Raw genomic sequence first — 22,556 nt, 5'->3', positions numbered from 1 at the left:
AGAGTCGGGAATCAATACACCTTAAAGTAAAAAAGAGCCGCTCCATTTGGGGCGGCTCTTTTGTTGTTATATGCTGTTTAATTTACTTCTTGATTTTTGGCTCTTTCTAATTTGCCTCTCTCAATTATCCTACAGCAAAAAAATCTGCCAGGTTTCCAAAGTAGCTGTCGTTCCAGCCTTCGGTAATGTCGTTGTAATCATCATCAGGGATGTTGGTGTGCCTAAGTTCGATAGATGAGCCATGTTTATCCGGGTGGATCTTGATGGTAACTATAGATTCATCACTCTGCCCGTCGAAATACCATTGCTGTACTATTTTCTTTCCCTCTTCAAACGCAATGTTTTTACCTACAATGCTGCCTTCCCACAAGGAAAACTCAGAACCGGGCTCGGTAGACATTTCAGCTTTTTCGCCCGTCCATAATTCCATCGTTAGGGGGTTGGTAAGTGCCGTGTACACCTCCTCGGGTGTGGCCGGTAACAGGTAATATTTTTTTAGATCTTTCACCCGTGCAATTTAGCAGAAATATTTGAGAGCCTCACCTAATCTTTTTTAACCCCCCTTTTCCTTTGGAGCAAGTTGGAGATAGGCTAAACAGTACCGATCGGCAATACTTCTTTCCCGTAAACTTCATTCAGCACCCCTGCAATACCAGCATATATTGCAGATAATCCGCAGATAATACCTTCGTAACCCGCAAGGTGTTTAATACTCTCGTTGCCTGTAGCATCGCCCCAAACCAATAGGCCGAACAATATGGTTAACGATCCGAATATGAATTGCAGCGCGCGGTTTAATTTGAGTGTACCAAAGAACAAACAAAAGGTAAAGAAACCCCACATGGCTAAATAAGCACACATAGCACCTTCGCTTGCCTTTGGCGCCCAACCCAGTTTAGGCATTACTATTAGCCCAACCAGCGATAGCCAAAAGAAGCCGTATGATGTAAAAGCGGTAAGCCCGAATGTATTATTCTTTTTCGCTTCGATAACACCGGCAATAACCTGGGCCAATCCGCCATAAAAAATGCCCATGGCAAGTATCATGGCGTTCATTTCAAAAAAGCCGGCGTTGTGGATGTTTAACAAAACGGTTGTCATGCCGAAAGCACAAAGGCCGAGCGGTGCAGGGTTGGCAATGCCATCCTTTACAACCACCGGTGCTGGAGTGGTAGGTATCATAATAAAGTTTAAATTTGGTTTATAACATGCAATCTAATTTAAATAAAACGAATTAGCAATAGTTTTTAAACTCAAACACAGCTTGCGTGTTAAACTATCAGTTATGCAGAAATTAGTTTTGATACGCCACGGCGAGAGTATTTGGAACCTGGAGAACCGCTTTACAGGCTGGACAGACGTAGACCTGTCTGAAGAGGGCCTGCAGCAAGCCATCCGCGCCGGTAAGCTGCTTGCCGAAAATGGTTATACCTTTGATATTGGTTTTACCTCCGTTTTGAAACGTAGCATAAAAACCATGCATTTTGCGTTGGAGCAGATGGATTCGCTTTGGATCCCGGTGCATAAATCCTGGCGGTTGAACGAACGTTTTTACGGAGCGTTACAGGGTTTAAATAAAGCAGAAACCATTGAGAAATACGGCGAAGAGCAAGTACAAAAATGGCGCCGCGATCCGCACGAAAAGCCACCTGCTATAACCGAGCAGGACGAGCGTTTCCCCGGCCATTATTTAAGGTATAATGACCTTACTTATCGCGAACTTCCACTAACAGAAAATCTAAGCGAAACTATGAACAGGGCGTTACCATTCTGGCACGAGAGTATCGTACCCGCCATCCGCGAAAACAAAAAGGTGATCATTTGCGCGCATGGCAACAGCCTGCGTGCCCTTATCCAATACATCGAAAACTTAAGCGACGAAGATGTTGCCAAGTTGGATATACCCACCGCAACACCCTGGGTTTATGAGTTGGATGACAGGCTAAATTGTATTAGGCATTATTACCTCAAATAATACTATGTTATTGCGAAGAACGTAGCGACGTGGCTATCTCAAAGGACAAGCGGATATGTTGAGATTGTTACGCCATCGCTTGCAATGACATAGTTTGTTTACTGCCAACTCATCTCGAACCCCCAATCCTTGCCTTTATCCACTGCTGGTACACCTTTATCCAACCATACCGGCATTGGTGCGCCCTTCAGGAAATGGTCAAAAAATTGTGCTTCGCGGATGCTGATGTCTTTGCGGTTCTGGCGTTTTACCAGGTTGTGGGCTTCATCGTTATATTGAAGCAGCCAAACAGGCTTGCCTAACCTGCGTAGTGCGGTAAACATCTCTATACCCTGGTACCATGGCACGGCACCATCCGCATCATTACTCATAATTACCACCGGGGTTTTTACTTTTGGCAATTGAAACAGGGGAGAGTTCTCGATATATAAATTAGGTTTATCCCAAAGTGTGGCACCTATACGGCTTTGTGTTTTTTCGTACTGCGACTGTCGGTTGATGCCGCTTTCCCAACGGATACCACCATAGGCGGAGGTCATGTTAGCAACCGGCGCGCCCGCCCATGCAGCAGCGTACATGTTGGTTTGGGTAATTAGGTAAGCCACCTGGTAACCGCCCCAACTTTGGCCCTGGATACCAATATGCTGCCCATCAACCCAAGGGTTTTTCTTTAAAGCTTCCACGCCCGAGTTTACAAATTCAACGGCAGAAGCCCCCGGGTGGCCTGTTTCGTAACTAATGTCCGGCGCAAACACCAAATAGCCATTACTTACAAACCACGAAATTGGTAGGCGTGATGGTGTAGGGGAAGGGGGCAGGTAATTGTACAAACCGTCAGATAGTTTCTCGTAAAAATAAGCGATCATCGGGTATTTCTTTGTTGGATCAAAATCCTCGGGCTTGTACAGGATGCCTTTTGATTTATATCCTTTCGGGGTTGTCCACTGCACCAATTCGGCAGTGCCCCAGTTGTATTGAGGTTGTTGCGGATTGATAGCGCTAAGCTTGGTTTCCTTTATCAGATCAATTGATACATACAAGTCAGGCGATTTTGTATAGCTGTATTTGGTATAAATAAATTCATTTGTATCCCTTGCTTTTTGTAAACCGCTATAGCCCATTGGCGTCATAGTCACCTTTTTAGGCGCATAATCACTGGTTAATTCCTTTTTATAATATCCCCATTGTTTGTTTTCGTCGTTTTGTACGATCATCCAAAGTGTTTTTTTGGATGGAATGAATTTCTCCTCGGGGTCGGTAGCGTTATAACGGAACTCCAGTTTATACCTGCGGCCCATACCGTTTGTAAAATTGGTGAATTTACCTGTCTCCGGGTCAACCGCCCATATATCGTAACGGTCGTAGATCAGCACACGCTTATCACTCTCTTCCCAGCCGGCAATGCCGTATGGCAACGGGTCATCGGGTACGTCATTATCCTCGGCACCCATTTTTACGAGTGTACCTGCAGTTATATTGAGTTTTTTGCCGGTGGTGATGTTATAGCTATGCCAGTTCTGATCTTTTGAATCAAACCAAACCACGTAGTTACCACCTGTTGAAATACTGTAACGCGCTTTTAATCGGTCGTTTATACGTATGCGCTCACCTGTTTTGGTGTTGATAAGATATGCCGATTGTTGGGATCCACCTTCCCATTGTGCTTGTACACGTGCGCCTGTATCGGTTAAACCTAATACAAATGGCGCGTCGTTATTATCTGATATGGAGATCTCGCGAATGGAACGGTCGCCCAATTGAATTAACCTCTTTGACCCGTCTGCAGGGCGGATAACCGCCTGGTAGCTGCGTTTCAATTCACGCTGCAGGTTTTTAAGTTGTTGCGGCTGCAGGTAATCGTCTTTATAATTCCAGATATCTACACGGGCATTCTCAAAGTCTACCAAAGTAGTATCGGCAGGTTTTGGGATGGGGGCTGTGCCAAAGAATAAATTGTTACCGCTTTTACTGAAAGTTACTTTACCATCGCCACTAACCGCCCATTTTACAGGCATGCCATTCGATCCTGGTTCGGCAATAACGGTAGCGCTATCTTTAGATGCGGTGTAGTAATACAGCTTAAATGGTTTTGTCAATGCCTTCTCCGTATTCTTTTCGGCAGTAAATGCCAATTGTTTGCCTGCATCGTCAAACGTTATATTTTTATAATTACCGCGGCCGGTGCTTACTGCTTTAAGCAAATCCTTTTCTACATCGTAAACAAATAATCCCGATTTAACAGTTTTGTTCTTTTTTGGCGCATTTACAGAAAAAGCAAGCCATTTACCGTTTTTGGTCAGCTGGTAATCGTTCACATAATTAAAGCTGCGGGTTTTACCGTTTGCTAATTGCTGTATAGTGAGTTCGGCACCGTCTTTTGTTGGCGGGGCAATGGTTGTTGCAATGGCTTTTTTAGAAGTATCTGATGCTTCAGGTTTTTTCAATGTATCAGCGGGAGAGATGTAGGCTATAACAGATGCCTTATCTGCTACTTTAAATGAACCGATAGCCGGGATCTTTTTGATGAAGTTTTTACCGAGGGTGATGATGCCCAGGGTGTCTTTCGAAAATTCCGACTGCTTTTTCTTTTTGATCTTAGCCTGGCGGATGTCCTTATAAAACGGCCTGATGAGAAACAAAGCGTATTTAGAATCGTGCGTAAACCGCACCGTATCTGCCCTTGGGATGTTTATTTGGTTTTTACCTTTTGCATCCAATACAACAAGGTTTGCATCACCTTCCTGTGGTTTTACTACATAAACTATCCATTTGCCATCGTTGCTGATGCGTTCGTTAGCTATGTTTTGCCAGCCGTCGTAAACCGTTTGGTCAAGCGGCTTTTTAGAAACCCTTTGGGCAGTCGCATAAATGCTTAACAACAGTAAAACAGGCAGTAAAAATCTTTTCATAAAAGGGCAGTAAAGGTATGCAGCCCTAATATCTTAAATTTAATGCGTTGTGATGGAATTAAATGAAAAAGTTACAACCAATGCCGGTTTAATAATTACCGGTGGGTTGCAAACGGGTAGCAGTAAAATTGTGGAACAACTTGTTTAAAAACGACTTCAACTTATTGATAAAGCTTTGATGGGTTTGTAGAGGTTGCTTCATCATATCCTGTATATCAACATCATTGTTCGGGTTCTCTTCGCCTGCCATTTCTTCTAAAACAAACTGGCGCACACCTGCATCACGATTGATGATTTCGTCCATTTCGGTAAGGTCGCGTAGGGTTGCCTGTCCGTTACTGCGCTTTTTCCAAAGTATTTCAAAGCGCTCCTGCGAAAGGGTACGCCTGATGATGAATTTGTTGTTTTTGCTCATAACTTTGCAACTGGCATAGTATACCTCAAAGCAAATGCCACTAATTTAATTAACTAATTATTTGATATATAAAACAGGCAATTTGAATCAGTTTGATCGGTATTATTATATGAAGTGTTCGGAGGCGTGTAGTTAAGGCTTTAATGTATCGCCCTTAAAACCCTGTTCCACCTAACTTGGTTTAATGCACTTTGGGTGCTATCGATGCTCATCCAGGTTATCATGGCTTTGCCTACAATATGGTCTTCGGGCACAAAGCCCCAAAAGCGCGAATCTTCTGAATTGTGGCGATTATCGCCCATCATCCAATAGTAGTTCATTTTAAACGTGTATTTATCAGCTTTTATACCATTGATGATAACATCAGCGCCATTACGGGTAACTTTATTATGCTCGTAAACTTCTATAGAACGGCCATACAATACCAAGGTAGAATCGTTCAGCAGAATTGTGGTGCCGCGTTTAGGGATCAGCAGCGGGCCGAAGTTATCCTCGTTCCATTTAAATTTTTTGTTATGCGGGAAAATCTGCGGGCTGTATTCGCCTTTAGGCTCAATATTTTCTTTCACAGCTACGATGTTAGAATAACTTTTAAACTCACTTAAACTGGCAGGAGGGATGATCATTTCGTAGCTATTAGGTGCATACTGGTACCGCACATCAATTTTAAGGTTGCTGATCATCTCGGGGTTCAGATCGGCACCGGTGGTGGTCACCAAATACGATGCCTGAGCTTTCGGCGCATTTGCAACCTGTTTACCGTTCGCGTATACCTGTGCATCTTTAATTTCAATAATATCACCCGGTGTACCCACACAGCGTTTTATAAAATGGGTGCGCATATCTACAGGGCGGTCAACCGCTTCGGCAGGGTAATTAAACACAACAGCGTCGCCTTTTTGTACTTTGCCTAAGCCCGGCAGGCGGTAGTAGGGTAATTGCAAACCTTCCCAATAGGTTTTGATCTTGGCACCGGTAACGGTCGATTCTAAAAACGGAATTGATATTGGCGTAACAGGCATTCGCGGGCCATAAGCAATTTTACTAACAAATAAATAATCGCCGGTTAGCAGGCTTCCTTCCATTGATGCGGATGGGATAGCATACGCTGAAAACAATAAGCCACGGATAATAGTAGATACTATCAGCGCAAACAAAATAGCATCAAGCCATTCTCGTACGGCGCTTTTTTTGGGTTTGTTCTCTTCTTTCTTTTTACGTGATAAAAATTTCCAGTTCATATTCAGTTGAGATTTATTTGTTTAAATGTGCGTTTATGTTTGACTAAACGCAAACGCATTTGTTACAAAAAAATCAACATACTTGCTTAAATTTACCTAACCTTTTATACCAATTTTATGGCAAGTAACATATTATCTGCACAGCAGCTGAGCGATTATCATCGCGACGGTTATATTGTAGTAAAGAATTTTTGTTCGGCACAAGAAATTGAGCGGCTTTACAGCACGGCTTTAAATGACCATGCCATGCGTAAGAACGCGCTCGACCTTAACGACCAGAACGGCAAAAAGACCCGCCTGTCTTTATGGTTTACGCCCGGTAACGATGTGTTTGGCTATTTAACCCGGTGCGAAAAGATGATAAACCCGGTTGGGCAATTGCTTGATGGCGATGCGCCTGTTTGCCATTTTCACTCTAAATTAATGCAGAAAGAGCCCAAGGTTGGCGGCGCTTGGGAGTGGCACCAGGATTACGGCTATTGGTACAAAAACCAATTTATGTTCCCAAATCAATTGATGAGTGTTATGGTAGCACTTACTAAAGCCAACAAAGAGAACGGCTGCCTGCAGGTGATAAAAGGCTCGCACAAACTGGGCCGGGTAAACCACGGTTTCACCGGCGAGCAGGTTGGGGCAGATATGACTATGGTGAACAACGCCCTGCAAACTATGGAACTGGTGTATTGCGAAATTGAGCCGGGCGATGCCCTGTTCTTTCACAGTAACCTGCTGCACCGGTCGGAAGCTAATTTATCTGATAAACCGCGCTGGAGTATCATTTCCTGCTACTCGTTGCAAAGCAATTTGGCATATAACGAAACCTCAACCTCGTGGAAAACACCTGTGGATGTGGTGCCAAATAAAGCTATACTTGAATGGGATGCAGGCTCATTATCAAATAACGATTTCCTGGCTAAAGAAAACGACCCGGCCCTGAAAAAAACAGGGTGGGAGAAGTGACAGGATGTTTTTTCTCACTAATATTATTCCACCGTTATCTCATCCGCAAAAATATAAGAAGGGCTGCCTTTACTTTCATGCCATTCGGGTAAAGCGCCAAACTGTTTAGCTATTACTTTAATATACCGTGTTTTATTGTTGATGGGCGCGGTATATTCCTGGGTTTGCGGCTCAAGTTCTTTAACATCTATCTTGCTGTTTATTGTTGCAGCAAGCTTGTAATTCTTACCATCATCAGACAGCCAATATTCTACTTTCGACGGGAATATTATCCAGGAGCGGGTATCCTGTAAAGCGCCAAAACTAACCTGTTTAACCGGTTTTAACTGGCCCAAGTCGAGTATGGCTTCAAAGTCCTTACCCTGGTAGCCCTGCCAGTTGCCAAGGCGCCAGTTTGCCGTTCCGTGGACGCCGTTTATCAGTGTTTCATCGCCCTGTGCCGAATAATTTGGCAGGTATTTATTGATAAGCGACAGTTTTATGTCACCACGGATCTTAGTGAATTTGGCTACATTTACAAAACTGCTTTTGCCATTGCTGATAGCTATCGCTTTTACCACGGTATTCACCAATATGCTAATGGGTTTACTATACTGGGTAGACGAAGCGGTAGGCGTGCTGCCATCTAAAGTATAATAGACGTTTGCAGCGTTATTGGCACAGCCTATCTCAACACTAATAGCATTTTTAAATGTTTTGGTACCCGATGTGATGTATGGGTTAGGTACGATCATTTCATCTGTAATTTTAGAGGTTGGTTTCTCCAACTCCTGCATAAGCAGTTTATTGGCCAAAGATCCTGTAAAAACTTCAAAATCTCCGCCTTTGGCTAAATCCTCATAATTTAGGAACAGCTTATTGTAGGGCTTTTTATCGAAGTTCATACCCTGTATATAAAAGTTACCGCGACCAACGGTAGCACCCGGGTTGCTGATGAGGAACTTTTTACCATTTTCCAGGTTGATAACCATTTTGGCAAACTGCGGGGCGGTTATCTGGTATTGCTGCTGCCCCGGCGCGATGTTGTATAGACCAAGCGAGCTCATGACATACCAGGCCGACATCTGCCCGCAATCTTCATTACCCGATAAGCCATCGGGTTTAGCGCTGTATTGTTCCCGCAGGATCTTGTTCACATAATACTGCGTTTTATTGGGCGAGTTGGTAAAGTTGTATAAGTAAGCAATGTGATGGCTCGGTTCGTTACCATGGGCGTACTGGCCTATCAAACCGGTTACATCATCCTGCTGGCGGCCGCTTAGTTTGGCGTTTGTGCTGAATAGTTCGTCAAGTTTAGTTTCAAGGGCTTGCTTACCACCAAGGCTGTTCGCCAATCCCTCAACATCCTGGGGGACAAGAAAACTGTATTGCCAGGCGTTACCTTCGGTGTAGTTGTTGTTGATCTCGGTAGGTTCAAAGGGCGTGTACCAACCACCATTATCGCGGGCCTGCATAAAGCCATTTTTATTATTATATACGTTCTTCCAGTATTGGGCGCGTTTGATATACTCAGCATATTCCTGTGGCTTGTTCAGCATTTTAGCCATTTGGGCTATGCACCAGTCATCAATGGCATAATCCAAAGTCTTGGCTACCGACTCATGCTCTACATCGGCATTTACAGCCCCGGTAGCACGGTAATTATCTAACCCGAACTGGTTGCGGTTAACGGCAGCCTTCATAGCTTTAAAAGCTTCTTCAGCATCAAAATCGCGGATGCCTTTTGCATAAGCATCTACAATAACCGGTATAGAATGGTTGCCTACCATACAATAGGTTTCGGTAGTAGCCAGCGGCCAAATGGGTAGCAAGCCGCCCTGTTCATAAATAGCAAGGAAAGTTTTTATAAAGTCGAGCGTTCGTTTGCGGTCAATGATGTTGAGCAGCGGGTTTTCGGCACGGTAGGTATCCCACAAGGAGAATGCCGTGTAATAGACAAACCCTTTGGCGGTATGAATCTTTTGATCCATGCCGCGGTACTGGCCGTCCACATCACTATAGATACTTGGTGCAACCATACAATGGTATAAGGCCGAGTAAAACATGATCTGCTTTTGTTTGGCATAGTCAGGCAACTCAATTTTTTTGCCGTTTTTTCCGCGTGCCAACGGAGGGTTATAACCGTAAGGATTGTAAACTGAATTGGCTTCCTGTTGTTGCGAAAGGGCAGGGGCGCCACCTTCTACCTGGATCTTCGAAAGTTCTTCGTTCCAGGCCAGTTTTGTGCTTTTTACGGCCTTTTTAAAGTCGAAATCGGGCGTTTCAGAGTCGATATTTTTCAGTGCACCATCGGCACTTACCGATGAGATCCCCACTTTTGAAATGACTACCCCAGGGTCATCAAACTGGATATACATCTTCACATTTTTCCCCTTAACTTTCTTTTCCCCTTGTTGAACCTGGTCGTTCAGTGCCACACCGTAGCTTTTAAATGGCTTGGAGAATTTGGCGTAAAAGAACAAATATTGATCAGTCGCCCATGATTTTGAACGACGAAAGCCTCTGATCTCATGATCGTTAATAACTTCTATCCAGCTATCCAGCACCTCATCACGATGTTGCAGGTCTATAATGATATTGCCTTGTTTGGCATCCTTATAATCATATTTGTGAATACCAACACGGGTAGTTGCTGTAAGCTCCACACCAATGTTGAATTTATCAAGAAAAGTACTGTACAGGCCCGGAGAGGCCGTTTCGTTCTTTTTTTGGAAGCCTGATCGGTAATCGGTATTCTTTAACTGGGGTTCGCCGGTTGTGGGCATAAATAGTACATCGCAAAAGTCGGCTATGCCCGTACCACTCAGGTGAGTATGCGAAAATCCATACACAACCGTATCGGTATAATGGTAGCCAGAAGCACCATCCCAACCCTCTAAACGGGTATCCGGACTTAACTGCACCATGCCAAAAGGGGCAACCGCACCGGGATAAGTATGGCCGTGGCCGCCCGTACCTATAAAGGGGTCAACAAACTGGGTAAGATCCTTCTTTTTCTTTTGTGCTGATGCATTAAACACAGCAAACAGGGCAAGTACTATTACAACACCACGAACAATCAATCTCATTTACAAAGGGGATTTAACTTACCGCAAAATAGTAAGATTAGTATGTAAATGAAAGGGGAAATCGCGAGATTATTCCTCTATGCTAAACCTATCCGCATCCTTTAAAAATGGCAGGGCGCGGCGGGCTTTTTTTACTTCGTCGCCGATGATGGAGAAGGTGTAAACGTCCTCTTCGTCGCGTTTGTAGTAAACCACGTTGCCGTTGGGGTCGATACAGGTGGAGTCGCCGGAGTGATAAACCTCGTTACCATCATGGCCTACACGGTTAACGCCAATAACATAAGCCTGGTTCTCTACCGCGCGGGCAGGGATAAGCGTACGCCAGTGAAGTGCGCGTTTTTCGGGCCAGTTTGCTACGATCATTAGCAGGTCGTAATCTTCATCCACATTGCGTAACCATACTGGGAAGCGCAGATCGTAACATATTGCAGGACAGATTTTCCATCCCTTTAATTCAACAATAAGTTTTTTAGTGCCGGGGGTATAAACCGTATGTTCTTTACCTAAAGCGAAAAGGTGGCGTTTGTCGTAATATTCGTGGCTACCATCGGGGCGTACCCAAAGCAGGCGGTTGTAATACTTGTCGTCTTCTTTAATAATGATACTGCCGGTTACCACCGCATCGTACTTTTGAGCGGTTTTTTGCATCCACTGCATGGTTCTGCCATCCATGGTTTCTCCCAAAACTTCGGCATTCATGGTGAAGCCTGTATTGAACATCTCGGGCAAGATAATCAGGTTGGTTTTTTCGCGTATGCCGGATAATTTCAACGAAATATTTTGCAGGTTTTTATCTGTTTTTTCCCAAAATAAATATCCCTGGTATACCGTAATTTTCAGATTATCCATATGTGCTTGCTTTTTTTGAGGTAACAGCAAATAAATTAGTGTAAATATTGCTGAAGGGTTAAACCTTCATCAATCTATCAACGGCTTTATCCAAGGTTTCTTGCTTTTTAGCGAAACAAAATCTTAACACGTGCCTGTCGGTTCCCTTACGATAAAAGGCTGAAACAGGTATCGCTGCAACTCCAGTTTCTTTTGTTAAACGTATGGCAAAGTCGGTGTCTTTTTCATCTGTAATGGCATCATAAGTAACCGACTGAAAGTATGAACCCGAACAAGGCAGCAACTCAAACCGGCTTTGCTCCAAACCTTTACGGAAATGGTCGCGCTTCTCCTGGAAAAACTCCGGTAGGTTAAGGTAGGAGTTTTCGTCCTTTAAATATTCGGCAATGGCGTATTGTAACGGGGTATTTACGCTAAATACCAAAAACTGGTGTATTTTCCTAAACTCGGCCATTAAATAAGCGGGAGCGAGGCAATAACCCATTTTCCACCCTGTGGCATGAAATGTTTTTCCGAATGATGCCACGATCATGCTGCGTTGCTGCAACTCCGGGTAACGGGCCATGCTGTGATGTTCCTGTCCGTCAAAAACCAGGTGCTCATAAACTTCATCGCTCAGTATAAGTATATCCTGGTTTTTAACCAGTGCGCTTAACTCGTCAATATCCTCACGGCTCAAAATAGTAGCGGTAGGGTTATGTGGCGAATTAAGGATGATCATCTTCGTTTTATTGTTGATGAGCCTTTTTACCATATCCCACGCAATGCGGTAATCTGGCGGTTCCAACTCTAAAGATTTTACCACGCCGCCCATTAATTTAATAGCAGGGGCGTAGCAATCATAAGCAGGCTCAAACATGATCACCTCATCATTTGGGTGAATTACCGCGCTGATGGCTGTAAACACGGCTTGTGTACCTCCCGCGGTAATGGTTATTTCGCTTTCCGGGTTGTATTGTGCACCGTAAATTTTCTCTGTTTTAATAGCAATTTGCTCACGCAAGGCCATCACACCAGCCATTGGGGCGTATTGGTTTTGGCCATTTTGCATGGCCTTGTGTGCAAGCTCTATTAATTTGGGCGAGCAATCGTAATCCGGGAAACCTTGCGATAAATTTATTGCACCGTGTTCGGTAGCCAGGGCCGACATGGTGGTAAATATCGTAGTTCCGGTTTGGGGTAATTTCGAAATAACAGGTATCATTCAGTGGCTAAATTAACTAATTTACGGCACTATCCTTAAAATGTTTAAAAATGAACGACCTTAATTACTTGCCAACTTTCCAAAAAGCAACAACATTATTGGTGCGGTAACGCACTATAGTTATAATCGCCAACAGAGCGCAGACCCCCCGGCTATCTGTTTAAATTTTTGTTCATTTTTAATTTTAGCGAAATCGCTATCTTCCATCAGGTGGCTGTAGTTAATATAGCCATAAAGTACAGCGTTATCCAGCATGCTTTATGCTTCAGGCTCTTTATTGATGAGCGAATAAAGGCAGCTTACGTTGTACCAGTTAGTGGTTAAGCTGATTGTATTTGGTCATCAACTCCGTCATTAGCTTTAGGGCTTCGGCATCGTCGCGCTTGTCGACAGCCTTTTAAAACAGTCCGCTTTGATCATTGGCGAATTTATCAAATGGGTTGGTAGATTCGATTTGGCAAACAGGTTGTATGCCGAAAAAAAGAAAAATTGCGAAGCTTAAAAGTTTAAGTTTTATATAGGGTGTTAGGATTGCAAATGTAAGCAGATAACGTATTTAAGACGGTTTTGCGTATCAAAACGTTGCACTTTTATGATTTTCTTTTTTGAGTTGATTAGCTAACTTAGTACCATGAATTTTCTGCGGATCTTACCTGTACTTGTATCAATTACCATTATCGCATCCTGCTCATCATCAATCAAAAACAATGTACCTGTAGTAGGCTTTGTTGATGCGTTTGAAGACGCCACCATATCACAAGCAAAAGATGGTTTTATTGAGGCCCTGAAAAAGAACGGCTTTAGCGAAGATCAAAAAACCGTAAAAATAGAATACCGAAACGCGCAAAATAGCATCCCAACGCTTACCCAAATCATTAATTATTTTGTATCAGAAAAGGTCGACTTATTGGCAACTTCAACCACGCTGGCAACCGTAGCGGCTATCCAAAAAACAAAAAACATCCCCATCTTCCAGATGGTATCGCCCACACCCGAAAGGATGAAGGTGGCCGATGCTATAGGGAAAGGCCCCGCTAACCTATATGGTACCATGGAAGAGTTGAATTATATAGACACCTCTTTCGCCATTATCCCCAAACTGCTAAAACCGAAAGGGGCGCAGTTGACTATCGGGATGATCTATAACCAATCCGAACCGCAGTCGGCCGATGCCTTGCAACGGATTCAGGAATTGGCAGCTAAATTAAATGTAAAGGTTATAGCCTTACCGCTAAATTCAACCACGGATGCCCAATTGGTGACGCAGGCATTATTAAATAAAGGTATCGACGCATTTTTTGCCATCCCGGATAATACCGTATTCTCTGCTTTTGAAACTATCCGTAAAAGCTGCGACCAAAATAATGTGCCTGTCTTCACCAGCGAAGCAGGGCTTGTACAGCGTGGCGCCGTAGCTGCCTTTGGTGCCGATATCTATCAATGGGGCTACCAATCGGGCCAGCAGGCTGCACAGTATCTTAAAACGCATAAAACAGACGGCCTGAAATTGGAAATGGTGAAAATTCGCAGGCGTGTTTACAACCCGGCTGTGGCCAAAAAATATAACATCCGTATCCCTGCCGATTTTGTAACTGTAAAATAATGGATTTTTACCTGACCGCTTTATTACAGGGACTTTGCTTCGCGGGGATAGCCTTCGGGATTTACATCTCCATGAAGATCTTCAACATCCCGGATATCACTACAGGTGGAAGTTACACCCTTGGCGGTGTAGTAACCGGTGCAATGCTTACGCAAAACCAACCGGGATACATTATTTTACCTGCTGTGCTTGTAGCAGGGGCATTGGCAGGCGCATTAACAGGCATTATCCACACCAAACTAAAAATTCATGCACTGCTGGCAGGCATTTTGATAACAACTGCACTTTACTCAGTAAACCTCACTATTCTTGGCCGTTCAAACATGCCACTGCTAAATTTGCCAACGTTATTTTCTGTAATTACCGTAATAAAAGACATCAATCAAAATTCATTACTGATTTTATTAGGCTTCGTATTGATCGTCACGCTTATTATTGGCTACCTCTTAAAAACAGATTTTGGTTTAGCTATGCGCGCTACAGGTAATAGCGAACCTATGATCCGCGCCCTTGGAGTAAACACCGACAGGATGAAAATTGCAGGTTTAGCACTCGCAAACGGATTAACTGCCTTAAGTGGATATCTCTTTGTTCAGCTACAGGGATTTGCAGATATTAGCATGGGCATAGGAATTATGATAGTGGGATTAGGCTCGGTTATTATCGGCGAAACGATTATTACCTGGCTGCGCATCACATCCGTTTGGCTGAGTTTAATTTTAGTGATGGGAGGAACGGTGATATTCCAGTTTGTGCTGGCCTTTACATTAAGTATCGGGGTTGATGCTAATTTGCTTCAATTGGTTACGGCCGTTTTTGTTTTGATCATCGTTGGCTTGCCAAGATTAACGGGGAGGACTGCATGATCCATTTAAACAACATCCATAAAACATTTAGTACTGGTAAGCCAAACGAAGTTATTGCCATTAACAATGTTAACCTTGAAATAAAAGCGGGCGAGTTTGTAGTAATCGTAGGTTCTAATGGTTCGGGCAAAACCACCTTGCTCAATTTAGTTGCGGGTAATATCCTGCCGGATGCAGGGACCATAACTATCGATAGCAACCCCGTTACCCGCCTGCCCGAACATAAGCGCAGCAAATGGATAGCCCGCATTTTTCAAAATCCGCTGTTAGGCACCGCCGGCGATTTGAGCATTATAGATAATTTCCGTTTAGCAGCCTTGCGTACACAAAATAAAGGACTAACCATTGGCAAAAACGACCAGTTTAAAGCTGTGGTACGCAATAAAATAACCACATTAGGTATGGGGCTGGAAGATAAGATAGAACAGCCCATCGGCACTTTATCAGGCGGGCAACGGCAGGCACTTACTTTGCTGATGAGCGTAATGGACACCTGCAAGATCCTGCTGCTTGATGAACCCACCGCCGCACTCGACCCACGCTCGGCAGAGAACGTTTTGCGCATTGCAAACAACTTAATTAAAGAGTATAACCTCACCGCTATACTGGTAACGCATAATTTAAAGGACGCCGGTAACTATGGTTCGCGCATTATACAGATGGGCGAGGGTGCTGTTTTGAAGGATGTAGCAGGTGCCGAAAAACAAAATTTGAAGCAGAATGAACTTTATGATTGGTTTGGCTAAATAAATGGCAAAAAAAGTGTACTGCCATCTGTACCATGAAGAACACAATATTTGAAAATATATTCGACGCTTACCAGCTTGTGAGCGGCGCAAAAATAAGAGCTAAAAATTTAGACGAAGTTTATGATTTAAGCAAATACGGTGAAAAAGCGCTAAACTGGATTTGTTGTTGTTGAGCTAACATCTAAAAAGCCTCCTAATACACCTTTAAAATAAAAAAGAAGGAGCAGAAAACCTCAATTCTCCTGCTCCTTTTTAAGCGGCCTCTTCTAAAGGACTTTTTAGTGACCTCCTAATTAGCTTCTTCTTTTTTGCGTTATGTTGCTTATTTCTTGTAACTGATCTTATAAATAGTCCCTTTAGAATCATCGGTTACGTAAAGTGAACCATCCGGGCCTTGCGCTAAGCCACATGGGCGACGAACTGCATTGCCTTTAGCCGTATTTTCTGCCGAGCCAGAGAAGCCATCGGCAAATACTTCCCATTTACCATCGGCCTTGCCATTTTTAAAGGGTTGGAAAACCACAAAATATCCCGCCTGCGGCTCAGGTGCGCGGTTCCATGAACCGTGAAAAGCTATAAAAGCGCCGTTCTTATACTTTTCTGGAAACTGGTCGCCGGTGTAAAACAACAACCCATCGGGTGCAAGGTGGGCCGGGTATGCGGCAGCCGGGCTAATATATTTATTAGTGGGGTCGCCATCTTTTTTGCCGTCGCCGCCGTACTCAGGGGATAAGATCTTTTTGTTTATGTCTTGGTTAAAATAAATGTAAGGCCAACCTGCGTTATCACCTTTTTTAATGGCATACATACACTCGGCAGGTAAATTAGCTGATTCTTTGGTAGTGAACATGTCCGGAAATATATCGTGCAGCGCATCACGGCCATGCTGCATTACAAATAGCTGGTTGTTCTGTTTGTTCCAATCTAACCCAACCACGTTGCGCAAGCCTGTTGCATATCTAACGCCATCTTTATAGGTTTGGTTTAGCTTATCAGCCTTAAACTGCCAGATGCCGCCTGCCGAATCAAGGATAGGACAACCCGGCTGACCCATCGAACCTTTCTCGCGGTCTTTAACCTGGCAGGAGTTTGAATATGCGCCGATGTTAACGTAAAGATTACCGGCATCGTCCAACACAATTGCTTTGGCTTCGTGCTCATTACGGCTGATCAGGCCTTTAACAACCGTTTCCGGCTTTGATTGATCAATAACTTCATTCTTATCATTCAGTTTATAACGGAATACGCCTTCATCTGATGAAGCATATAAGTAGCCGCTTTTAATGTAGATACCTGTCCCGCCAAAATCGCCAAAACTGTTTTTAACTTCCGCTTTGCCATTGTTTTCGTGCAGTACTAAAATGCCTTTACCATCTTTAGTTTTACCAAGTTTTACAAAAATATCGCCCTGCGGCGATACGGCAATGTGGCGTGTACCGCCAAGGTTTTTGGCAAGTACATTAGCACTAAATCCAGAAGGAAGGGTTAAGCCTGAACCTGCTTTGGCTAAAGTATCCGCTGTTGCGGCAGTATTATCTGCGCTGCTTTTTTTACTATTGCTATTACAGGCAGCAAATAATACCGACCCGGCTAATGCCGTAGCGGCTAATACAAAGTTGAATCTGTTTTTCATTTTGTGTGAGTGTTATCGATAATTTTTAATGCAGGGGTAAGATGTTATTATTGGAAAGCGAATTTAACTTAATATACCTTAAATACCGAAATCTGTTTTGCAGAAATGCAATATGGCCCTGCTAATTGGATTTTGTTATCACAATTCAAATATTTAAAACGGTACTATATTCTGTTAAATAATTTAATTTAGGTATAATATTTTGATTTGATATAGGTGGTAAATATTATCTGTAAACAAATTAAACTTTCATAATCAGTTGTCGTCATAGCTGTATAAATTTTAAGGGTATGAAAAAGTCAGTTATACTATCAGTAATATTATTAGGCGGCTTGGTTTACAATAGTGCCCAGGCGCAAATTTCAGTACATATCGGGTTCAATGTTCCTGTTCGCAGGGTTTATGCACCTGCACCGCCGCCACAACCCGTTATGGTTTATGATAACGACGATTTTGACGACAGCGACGACTATTATTACCTGCCCGAAGTGGAGGCTTACTATAGCATCCCGCGCCATTGCTACTATTACCAGGACGGCGGCCAATGGATATCTGCAGTTTACCTGCCCGGTGCATACCGTAACTACGATTGGCATACTTCACAACGTTATGAAATAAGAGGCCCCAGGCCATATATGCACCACGACCAATACCGTAACCAATGGGGTGGTAACTACAACCGCAACGATTGGAATTGGAACCGCAGGGATAATAATTATGCCGGCAGAAACAACAACAATAATGACTGGAACAGAAGTAATGATTGGAACCGGAGCAACAACCGCAACGACAGGCCGCAAGGCGGATTCAATCAACCCGGTCGCGACCGTGGTAACCAAGGTGGATGGGCACAACCCCAACAATCCAATCGTAGCGATGATAACAGAGGAGGCGGGCGTGGTAATCAAAGCAACTGGAGCCAAAGACCATTAGGAAACGACAGACTGCAAGGTGGTTTTAACCAGCCAACCCGCGACCGTGGTAACTGGGGCGGAAATGGTGGAGGCCAACAACAGCCTAAACAGCCAAACCGAAACGATAATAACGGCGGTGGCGGGCGTGGTCGTGATAATCAACCCTCACAATCAAACAGGAATGATAACAACGGCGGTGGACGTGGGGGAAACGACAATATACAAATTGCACAAAACAGAGGTGGCTTTGGTGGTGGATCTCAACGCCAGACGAGGTTCTAAAAATCACCTTCTCAACATTTATCAAATTAAAAGCCAACCCAATTTTACATCGGGATGGCTTTTAATTTTTAGAACGATATTAATAGTTACTTGCCGTGGTTAATATCTTTATAGCTTCGCCGCTTAAGTTGAGTTGCGCGGCTTTAGCCAGGTCGTTTGTTTGTTGCACGCTGGTCGCGCTGGCAATAGGCGCTGTTATGCCCGGCCTTGCCATTACCCATGCCAACGATACTGCCGCAGGTGTGGCATTATATTCTTCTGCAACTTTATCTAAAGCAGCCAAAATTTTATAGCCACGTCCGTTTAGGTATTTTTTGACACCACCGCCACGCTGGCTTTTGTTAAGATCGGCTTCTGACCTGTATTTGCCAGTAAGGAAACCGCTGGCTAAAGAGTAATAAGTGATTACCCCGATATTGCTTTCGCGGCAAAGGGATTCATACTTGTACTCGTAATCTTCGCGGTCGTATAAATTATACTCAGGCTGCAGGGTTTCATAGCGGGCAAAGCCATTTTCCTCGCTTACCTGTAAGGCTTCTTTAAACCTCTCAGCACCGTAATTGGATGCACCAAGGGCGCGTACTTTGCCTTGTTTAATTAAATCATCAAAGGTTTCTAATGATTCGGCAAGGGGCGTGTCCTGATCGTCGTCGTGCGATTGGTACAGGTCAACATAGTCGGTTTGTAAGCGATTTAATGACGCTTCAACGGCCTGCGTGATGTAAGCTTTTGATAATCCTTTTTTATCATCGCCCATTGGTTTACCAACCTTGGTAGCCAGGATTATTTTATCGCGTTTACCGCCTTGCTTAAGCCATTTGCCGATGATGGTTTCAGATTCGCCGCCGGTATTGCCGGGCAACCATTTGCTGTAAACATCTGCAGTATCTACAAAATCGAAACCTGCGTCAACAAAGGCGTCCAGCAGTGTGAACGATGTTTTTTGGTCTGCCGTCCAGCCAAACACATTCCCACCAAAGCAGAACGGATAAACCTGTATTCCTGATTTTCCTAATTCGCGCTTTTCCATTAAGCAAAGAAATTATTGGCGGTTTGGATCTGTTCTGCCAGTTCATCAACCCAACCCGAAAGGTATGGCTCTGATCCGGCAAGGCGTTCCCAATGGCCTTCGCTATTGCGGCCAATGGTTAGCTGCAGACTTTCGTCCAGCGCGTTAAATTCATAAACGCCATTATTCTCTCTCACTATTCCGGTAACCGGGGTATCTGTTCCGGTAAGTACCGCTTCAAATTGCTGTTCCATAATGTTATTATTTCATTTCTAACAAGGGGATAGCCTTTGTGTTTCAATTGTACGGTCAATAACCAGTTAAACAGGTTCGGTAACGCAATTGTTAGAAGTGTTTTTTTTTCGTAAAACGAAAAACCGACCTCCATATTAAATACGTTAGTTATAAGTATAAACCCCTACAAACCAACGCTACCATGATACAAATAGGAAAAACACTTGCACTGGCTATCCGCCAAAAAAGAACTCAATTGCACTACTCACAAGAGTTTATGGCATTTAAGTTAAAGCAAACCCAAAATGCTTACTGCAAAGTGGAATTAGGGCAAACCAAAGTTACCCTTGTAAAACTGATAGATATTTGTGAGGTATTTGAAGTGGATATTAACGATTTTTTAAAGCCTGTGATCGAGCCGCAGTTAAGGGTAGCGTAGATTTTCCATACCGCAGGGAACGCCCAAATACAGTTTGCAGTTTTAATTTGCAGTTAGCGGCTTTTATAAACCACTATTACAATATCCCGAAAGCTATCGGGATACTAATTCTTTATCCACTAAAACTATTAGTATTTCCTAACTGTTAAGCATATAGTCAATTAGTTGAGTAATGAGTGTAAAATATTCCAGGTGGCGCAGGCTGTTTGGGGCATTCGCCTGTATTTGTAAATGTATATATGACTATCAACCGCCGCGTGGCCACAAACTTTCTACCGCATTAAACTTTTTGGTAAACCGGTTTAAGATTATTGCTGTGCCGCATGAGGGCAGATATGTTAGGCATGGAGCCATATCCGACTAAAATGGCGTACGCTACTCTTGCCATACAAAGGCACCATGAAACGTACAGCAACTATTGCCTTGGCGGCATCGGTAGTGAGTTTTTTATCGGTAGGCAAGCTGGGACGGTGTGGGACTAAACATAATTCCACTACATTTACAACGTGGAAAATATAGTACCCGACCCGCAGGTTTTAATTGATTGCGTAAACAGGCGCATGCCTTTTGGCAAGTATAAGGACACACTTATTTGCGATATGCCCATTAGCTACCTGGAATGGATGCACAATAAAGGAGGCTTCCCCGCAGGTAAACTGGGTATGTTGCTGAGTACTGTGTTTGAAATAAAAAGCAACGGGGTAGACCAATTACTGAGGCAGATAAAGTTTAAGTACGGTAAATAGTTCATGGTAGATAGATCATAGTTCATAGCAGCTACTATTAACCATTAACTTCCTTACCCTACAATGACCATCCGCCTACACCCCGTTTGCGTAAATAATATTAATCAGATCTAATGATAAAAATTATGAAAATTGCAATAATATATTTCGCATCGGTGATGTTGTTCTTTGGTTGCGCCAACGGGCAAACTGGCAACCGTAACGCTATGGCGCCGGTACCTAAACCCGCGGCAGGCGAAGCTGTGGCCACTTTTGGCGGCGGCTGTTTCTGGAGCATGAGCGAGGCCATGATCGAGCTGAAAGGCGTAAGCAAAGTGGTTTCCGGCTATGCAGGTGGCAAAACCAAGAACCCAACCTACGAGGAAGTGAGCGACCGCACTACCGGCCATGCCGAAGTTACCCAGATCTATTACAACCCCAAAGAGATCAGCTTTGCTACGCTGGCCGAGGCTTTCTTTTTTGCGCACGACCCAACCACGCTAAACCGCCAGGGGCCTGACGTAGGTACAGATTACCGCTCAATTGCATTCTATCGTACCCCGGAAGAAAAAGAAACCCTGATAAGCGTTATTAAAAAAGTGAACGATACCAAACATTACACTAACCCGATAGTGACGCAGGTAGTGCCATTTAGCGCGTTTTATGCTGCGGAGAATTACCACCAGGGCTACTACCGAACCAATGGCGATAACCCATATATCAGCAGCGTATCCGAACCTAAAGTGATGAAGTTCCGCAAGGCGATGAAGGCAAAATTGAAGCCGGAGTTTTTGAAATAATTTTTAACGCCAAACTAACCGCCATGTCATCCTATACAAACATAGGATGACATAGGTTTATATGTGGAATTTTCAACCATTCACCACTCTCTGCTCACCACTCACCAAGCATTACTCCCCAACCTTTTGCTGGTCTGGCGTTTCATTAGGGCCGGGGATGTTCACATTATCATTACCGTCGGCAGTACCTTCCTGGTAACTTTGCTGCGATTCGTTGCGGTTTGCCTCGGTGTCATTCTCGGGCGTTTTTTGGTCGCTTTCTGAACCTTCCTTTCCCTCATTAGACTGCCCGTTTGGCGCTGCGCCGCTGGCTGCAGTATAGTTAGATTGGCCTAATTGGTTTGGGTCTTTAAAGTTGTTGTTCTCCGGGTGCTCTTCAGATGGCTCTGTCCGGCGGAAGTACTCGTTGCTGTAACCTGCGTTTTGCGATGGGTTGTTCTTATCATCGCCTGATGGGGTATTGGCATTCTTGCCAAAGCGTTGTCCGCCTGCGCCATTAGCCTCCATACCTGGTTCCTCACCGCTTTTTTCCTCGCTGCCAAACATAAATGCGGTGCGGCGCAGGTCTTTTTCTTCTAAATTATCATCGTCTTTTACCTCGTAAGCATGTGGTTTATTTTGCTCGTTGTTATCGTTATAAGTTTCCATTTTGTTTATAGATTGATTTATATTATAAAGGAT

The 22,556-nt window shown here is 43.8% G+C and carries 21 protein-coding genes; 9 read left to right on the top strand and 12 right to left on the bottom strand.

Annotated features, from left to right (window positions below; translation table 11 throughout):
• Positions 1-124 precede the first annotated feature (124 nt).
• Positions 125-508 (bottom strand): SRPBCC domain-containing protein, encoded by a 384-nt coding sequence (locus tag NAF17_RS06110; protein ID WP_252757090.1) that lies wholly within the window; start codon positions 506-508, stop codon positions 125-127.
• An 83-nt stretch (positions 509-591) separates the two neighbouring features.
• Positions 592-1,182: an acetate uptake transporter gene (locus tag NAF17_RS06105; RefSeq protein ID WP_252757089.1), complete on the bottom strand. Its 591-nt coding sequence runs from the start codon at positions 1,180-1,182 to the stop codon at positions 592-594.
• A 103-nt stretch (positions 1,183-1,285) separates the two neighbouring features.
• On the opposite strand from NAF17_RS06105, the gene gpmA reads away from it, so the two are divergent.
• The gene (gene gpmA / locus NAF17_RS06100) at positions 1,286-1,975 is read left to right on the top strand and encodes a 2,3-diphosphoglycerate-dependent phosphoglycerate mutase (RefSeq protein ID WP_252757088.1); all 690 of its coding nucleotides are present in this window, start codon (positions 1,286-1,288) and stop codon (positions 1,973-1,975) included.
• Between the two features lie 98 nt (positions 1,976-2,073).
• On the opposite strand, the gene NAF17_RS06095 is transcribed toward gpmA, so the two are convergent.
• The 3 genes from NAF17_RS06095 to lepB all read right to left on the bottom strand — a co-directional run bounded on the left by NAF17_RS06095 (position 2,074) and on the right by lepB (position 6,540).
• A complete protein-coding gene (locus NAF17_RS06095; protein ID WP_252757087.1) occupies positions 2,074-4,884 on the bottom strand; it encodes an alpha/beta hydrolase family protein in 2,811 nt (936 codons plus the stop codon).
• 88 nt (positions 4,885-4,972) lie between these two features.
• On the bottom strand, positions 4,973-5,299 hold the full coding sequence (locus NAF17_RS06090) for a hypothetical protein (protein ID WP_252757086.1): 327 nt from the start codon (positions 5,297-5,299) through the stop codon (positions 4,973-4,975).
• A 140-nt stretch (positions 5,300-5,439) separates the two neighbouring features.
• A complete protein-coding gene (gene lepB, locus NAF17_RS06085; RefSeq protein ID WP_252757085.1) occupies positions 5,440-6,540 on the bottom strand; it encodes a signal peptidase I in 1,101 nt (366 codons plus the stop codon).
• A 117-nt stretch (positions 6,541-6,657) separates the two neighbouring features.
• On the opposite strand from lepB, the gene NAF17_RS06080 reads away from it, so the two are divergent.
• Entirely contained in the window at positions 6,658-7,500 is an 843-nt protein-coding gene (locus NAF17_RS06080; protein WP_252757084.1) for a phytanoyl-CoA dioxygenase family protein, read from the top strand.
• Positions 7,501-7,523: 23 nt separating this feature from the next.
• Here NAF17_RS06080 and NAF17_RS06075 read toward each other — a convergent pair whose 3' ends face one another.
• The 3 genes from NAF17_RS06075 to NAF17_RS06065 form a co-directional block, all read right to left on the bottom strand.
• The gene (locus tag NAF17_RS06075; RefSeq protein ID WP_252757083.1) at positions 7,524-10,568 is read right to left on the bottom strand and encodes a GH92 family glycosyl hydrolase; all 3,045 of its coding nucleotides are present in this window, start codon (positions 10,566-10,568) and stop codon (positions 7,524-7,526) included.
• A gap of 69 nt (positions 10,569-10,637) precedes the next feature.
• Positions 10,638-11,417, bottom strand: coding sequence for an amidohydrolase (locus NAF17_RS06070; RefSeq protein ID WP_252757082.1), 780 nt, complete (start codon positions 11,415-11,417; stop codon positions 10,638-10,640).
• A gap of 58 nt (positions 11,418-11,475) precedes the next feature.
• Positions 11,476-12,621 (bottom strand): methionine aminotransferase, encoded by a 1,146-nt coding sequence (locus tag NAF17_RS06065; RefSeq protein WP_252757081.1) that lies wholly within the window; start codon positions 12,619-12,621, stop codon positions 11,476-11,478.
• Positions 12,622-13,252: 631 nt separating this feature from the next.
• Here NAF17_RS06065 and NAF17_RS06060 point away from each other — a divergent pair.
• From NAF17_RS06060 to NAF17_RS06050, 3 genes are read left to right on the top strand one after another with little or no spacing between them, the layout of a single operon-like run.
• On the top strand, positions 13,253-14,224 hold the full coding sequence (locus NAF17_RS06060) for an ABC transporter substrate-binding protein (protein ID WP_252757080.1): 972 nt from the start codon (positions 13,253-13,255) through the stop codon (positions 14,222-14,224).
• Complete coding sequence (locus NAF17_RS06055) at positions 14,224-15,090, top strand: ABC transporter permease (protein WP_252757079.1); 867 nt, start codon at positions 14,224-14,226, stop codon at positions 15,088-15,090. Before NAF17_RS06060 ends, NAF17_RS06055 begins: the two co-directional genes overlap by 1 nt.
• On the top strand, positions 15,087-15,836 hold the full coding sequence (locus NAF17_RS06050; RefSeq protein WP_252757078.1) for an ABC transporter ATP-binding protein: 750 nt from the start codon (positions 15,087-15,089) through the stop codon (positions 15,834-15,836). Before NAF17_RS06055 ends, NAF17_RS06050 begins: the two co-directional genes overlap by 4 nt.
• Before the next feature lie 325 nt (positions 15,837-16,161).
• On the opposite strand, the gene NAF17_RS06045 is transcribed toward NAF17_RS06050, so the two are convergent.
• Positions 16,162-17,472 (bottom strand): PQQ-dependent sugar dehydrogenase, encoded by a 1,311-nt coding sequence (locus tag NAF17_RS06045; RefSeq protein ID WP_252757077.1) that lies wholly within the window; start codon positions 17,470-17,472, stop codon positions 16,162-16,164.
• Positions 17,473-17,762: 290 nt separating this feature from the next.
• On the opposite strand from NAF17_RS06045, the gene NAF17_RS06040 reads away from it, so the two are divergent.
• Positions 17,763-18,668, top strand: a complete 906-nt coding sequence (locus NAF17_RS06040) for a hypothetical protein (RefSeq protein ID WP_252757076.1) — start codon at positions 17,763-17,765, stop codon at positions 18,666-18,668.
• 79 nt (positions 18,669-18,747) lie between these two features.
• Here NAF17_RS06040 and NAF17_RS06035 read toward each other — a convergent pair whose 3' ends face one another.
• Positions 18,748-19,698: an aldo/keto reductase gene (locus tag NAF17_RS06035; protein ID WP_252757075.1), complete on the bottom strand. Its 951-nt coding sequence runs from the start codon at positions 19,696-19,698 to the stop codon at positions 18,748-18,750.
• Positions 19,698-19,931, bottom strand: coding sequence for a hypothetical protein (locus NAF17_RS06030; protein WP_252757074.1), 234 nt, complete (start codon positions 19,929-19,931; stop codon positions 19,698-19,700). The genes NAF17_RS06035 and NAF17_RS06030 overlap by 1 nt, the downstream gene beginning before the upstream one ends.
• 182 nt (positions 19,932-20,113) lie before the next feature.
• Here NAF17_RS06030 and NAF17_RS06025 point away from each other — a divergent pair, with 182 nt between their 5' ends.
• From NAF17_RS06025 to msrA, 3 genes are all read left to right on the top strand, one after another.
• On the top strand, positions 20,114-20,350 hold the full coding sequence (locus NAF17_RS06025; protein WP_252757073.1) for a helix-turn-helix domain-containing protein: 237 nt from the start codon (positions 20,114-20,116) through the stop codon (positions 20,348-20,350).
• 506 nt (positions 20,351-20,856) lie between these two features.
• On the top strand, positions 20,857-21,096 hold the full coding sequence (locus tag NAF17_RS06020) for a DUF3820 family protein (RefSeq protein WP_252757072.1): 240 nt from the start codon (positions 20,857-20,859) through the stop codon (positions 21,094-21,096).
• A 125-nt stretch (positions 21,097-21,221) separates the two neighbouring features.
• A complete protein-coding gene (gene msrA / locus NAF17_RS06015; RefSeq protein ID WP_252757071.1) occupies positions 21,222-21,875 on the top strand; it encodes a peptide-methionine (S)-S-oxide reductase MsrA in 654 nt (217 codons plus the stop codon).
• Positions 21,876-21,986: 111 nt separating this feature from the next.
• Here the strand turns inward: msrA and NAF17_RS06010 are convergent, their stop codons facing one another.
• Entirely contained in the window at positions 21,987-22,523 is a 537-nt protein-coding gene (locus NAF17_RS06010; protein ID WP_252757070.1) for a hypothetical protein, read from the bottom strand.
• Positions 22,524-22,556 lie beyond the last annotated feature (33 nt).

Origin of the sequence: Mucilaginibacter aurantiaciroseus, assembly GCF_024055595.1 — a bacterium.
Taxonomy (GTDB): domain Bacteria; phylum Bacteroidota; class Bacteroidia; order Sphingobacteriales; family Sphingobacteriaceae; genus Mucilaginibacter; species Mucilaginibacter aurantiaciroseus.
This window is presented reverse-complemented; position numbering and strand designations above follow the sequence as displayed.

Coding starts and splice junctions, on each gene's coding strand:
- NAF17_RS06095 (WP_252757087.1), bottom strand. CDS start 4,884: ATGAAAAGATTTTTACTGCCTGTTTTACTGTTGTTAAGCATTTATGCG.
- NAF17_RS06050 (WP_252757078.1), top strand. CDS start 15,087: ATGATCCATTTAAACAACATCCATAAAACATTTAGTACTGGTAAGCCA.
- msrA (WP_252757071.1), top strand. CDS start 21,222: ATGAAAATTGCAATAATATATTTCGCATCGGTGATGTTGTTCTTTGGT.
- NAF17_RS06065 (WP_252757081.1), bottom strand. CDS start 12,621: ATGATACCTGTTATTTCGAAATTACCCCAAACCGGAACTACGATATTT.
- NAF17_RS06060 (WP_252757080.1), top strand. CDS start 13,253: ATGAATTTTCTGCGGATCTTACCTGTACTTGTATCAATTACCATTATC.
- NAF17_RS06090 (WP_252757086.1), bottom strand. CDS start 5,299: ATGAGCAAAAACAACAAATTCATCATCAGGCGTACCCTTTCGCAGGAG.
- NAF17_RS06030 (WP_252757074.1), bottom strand. CDS start 19,931: ATGGAACAGCAATTTGAAGCGGTACTTACCGGAACAGATACCCCGGTT.
- NAF17_RS06045 (WP_252757077.1), bottom strand. CDS start 17,472: ATGAAAAACAGATTCAACTTTGTATTAGCCGCTACGGCATTAGCCGGG.
- NAF17_RS06055 (WP_252757079.1), top strand. CDS start 14,224: ATGGATTTTTACCTGACCGCTTTATTACAGGGACTTTGCTTCGCGGGG.
- NAF17_RS06010 (WP_252757070.1), bottom strand. CDS start 22,523: ATGGAAACTTATAACGATAACAACGAGCAAAATAAACCACATGCTTAC.
- NAF17_RS06025 (WP_252757073.1), top strand. CDS start 20,114: ATGATACAAATAGGAAAAACACTTGCACTGGCTATCCGCCAAAAAAGA.
- NAF17_RS06105 (WP_252757089.1), bottom strand. CDS start 1,182: ATGATACCTACCACTCCAGCACCGGTGGTTGTAAAGGATGGCATTGCC.
- NAF17_RS06075 (WP_252757083.1), bottom strand. CDS start 10,568: ATGAGATTGATTGTTCGTGGTGTTGTAATAGTACTTGCCCTGTTTGCT.
- NAF17_RS06080 (WP_252757084.1), top strand. CDS start 6,658: ATGGCAAGTAACATATTATCTGCACAGCAGCTGAGCGATTATCATCGC.
- NAF17_RS06070 (WP_252757082.1), bottom strand. CDS start 11,417: ATGGATAATCTGAAAATTACGGTATACCAGGGATATTTATTTTGGGAA.
- NAF17_RS06035 (WP_252757075.1), bottom strand. CDS start 19,698: ATGGAAAAGCGCGAATTAGGAAAATCAGGAATACAGGTTTATCCGTTC.
- gpmA (WP_252757088.1), top strand. CDS start 1,286: ATGCAGAAATTAGTTTTGATACGCCACGGCGAGAGTATTTGGAACCTG.
- lepB (WP_252757085.1), bottom strand. CDS start 6,540: ATGAACTGGAAATTTTTATCACGTAAAAAGAAAGAAGAGAACAAACCC.
- NAF17_RS06040 (WP_252757076.1), top strand. CDS start 17,763: ATGAAAAAGTCAGTTATACTATCAGTAATATTATTAGGCGGCTTGGTT.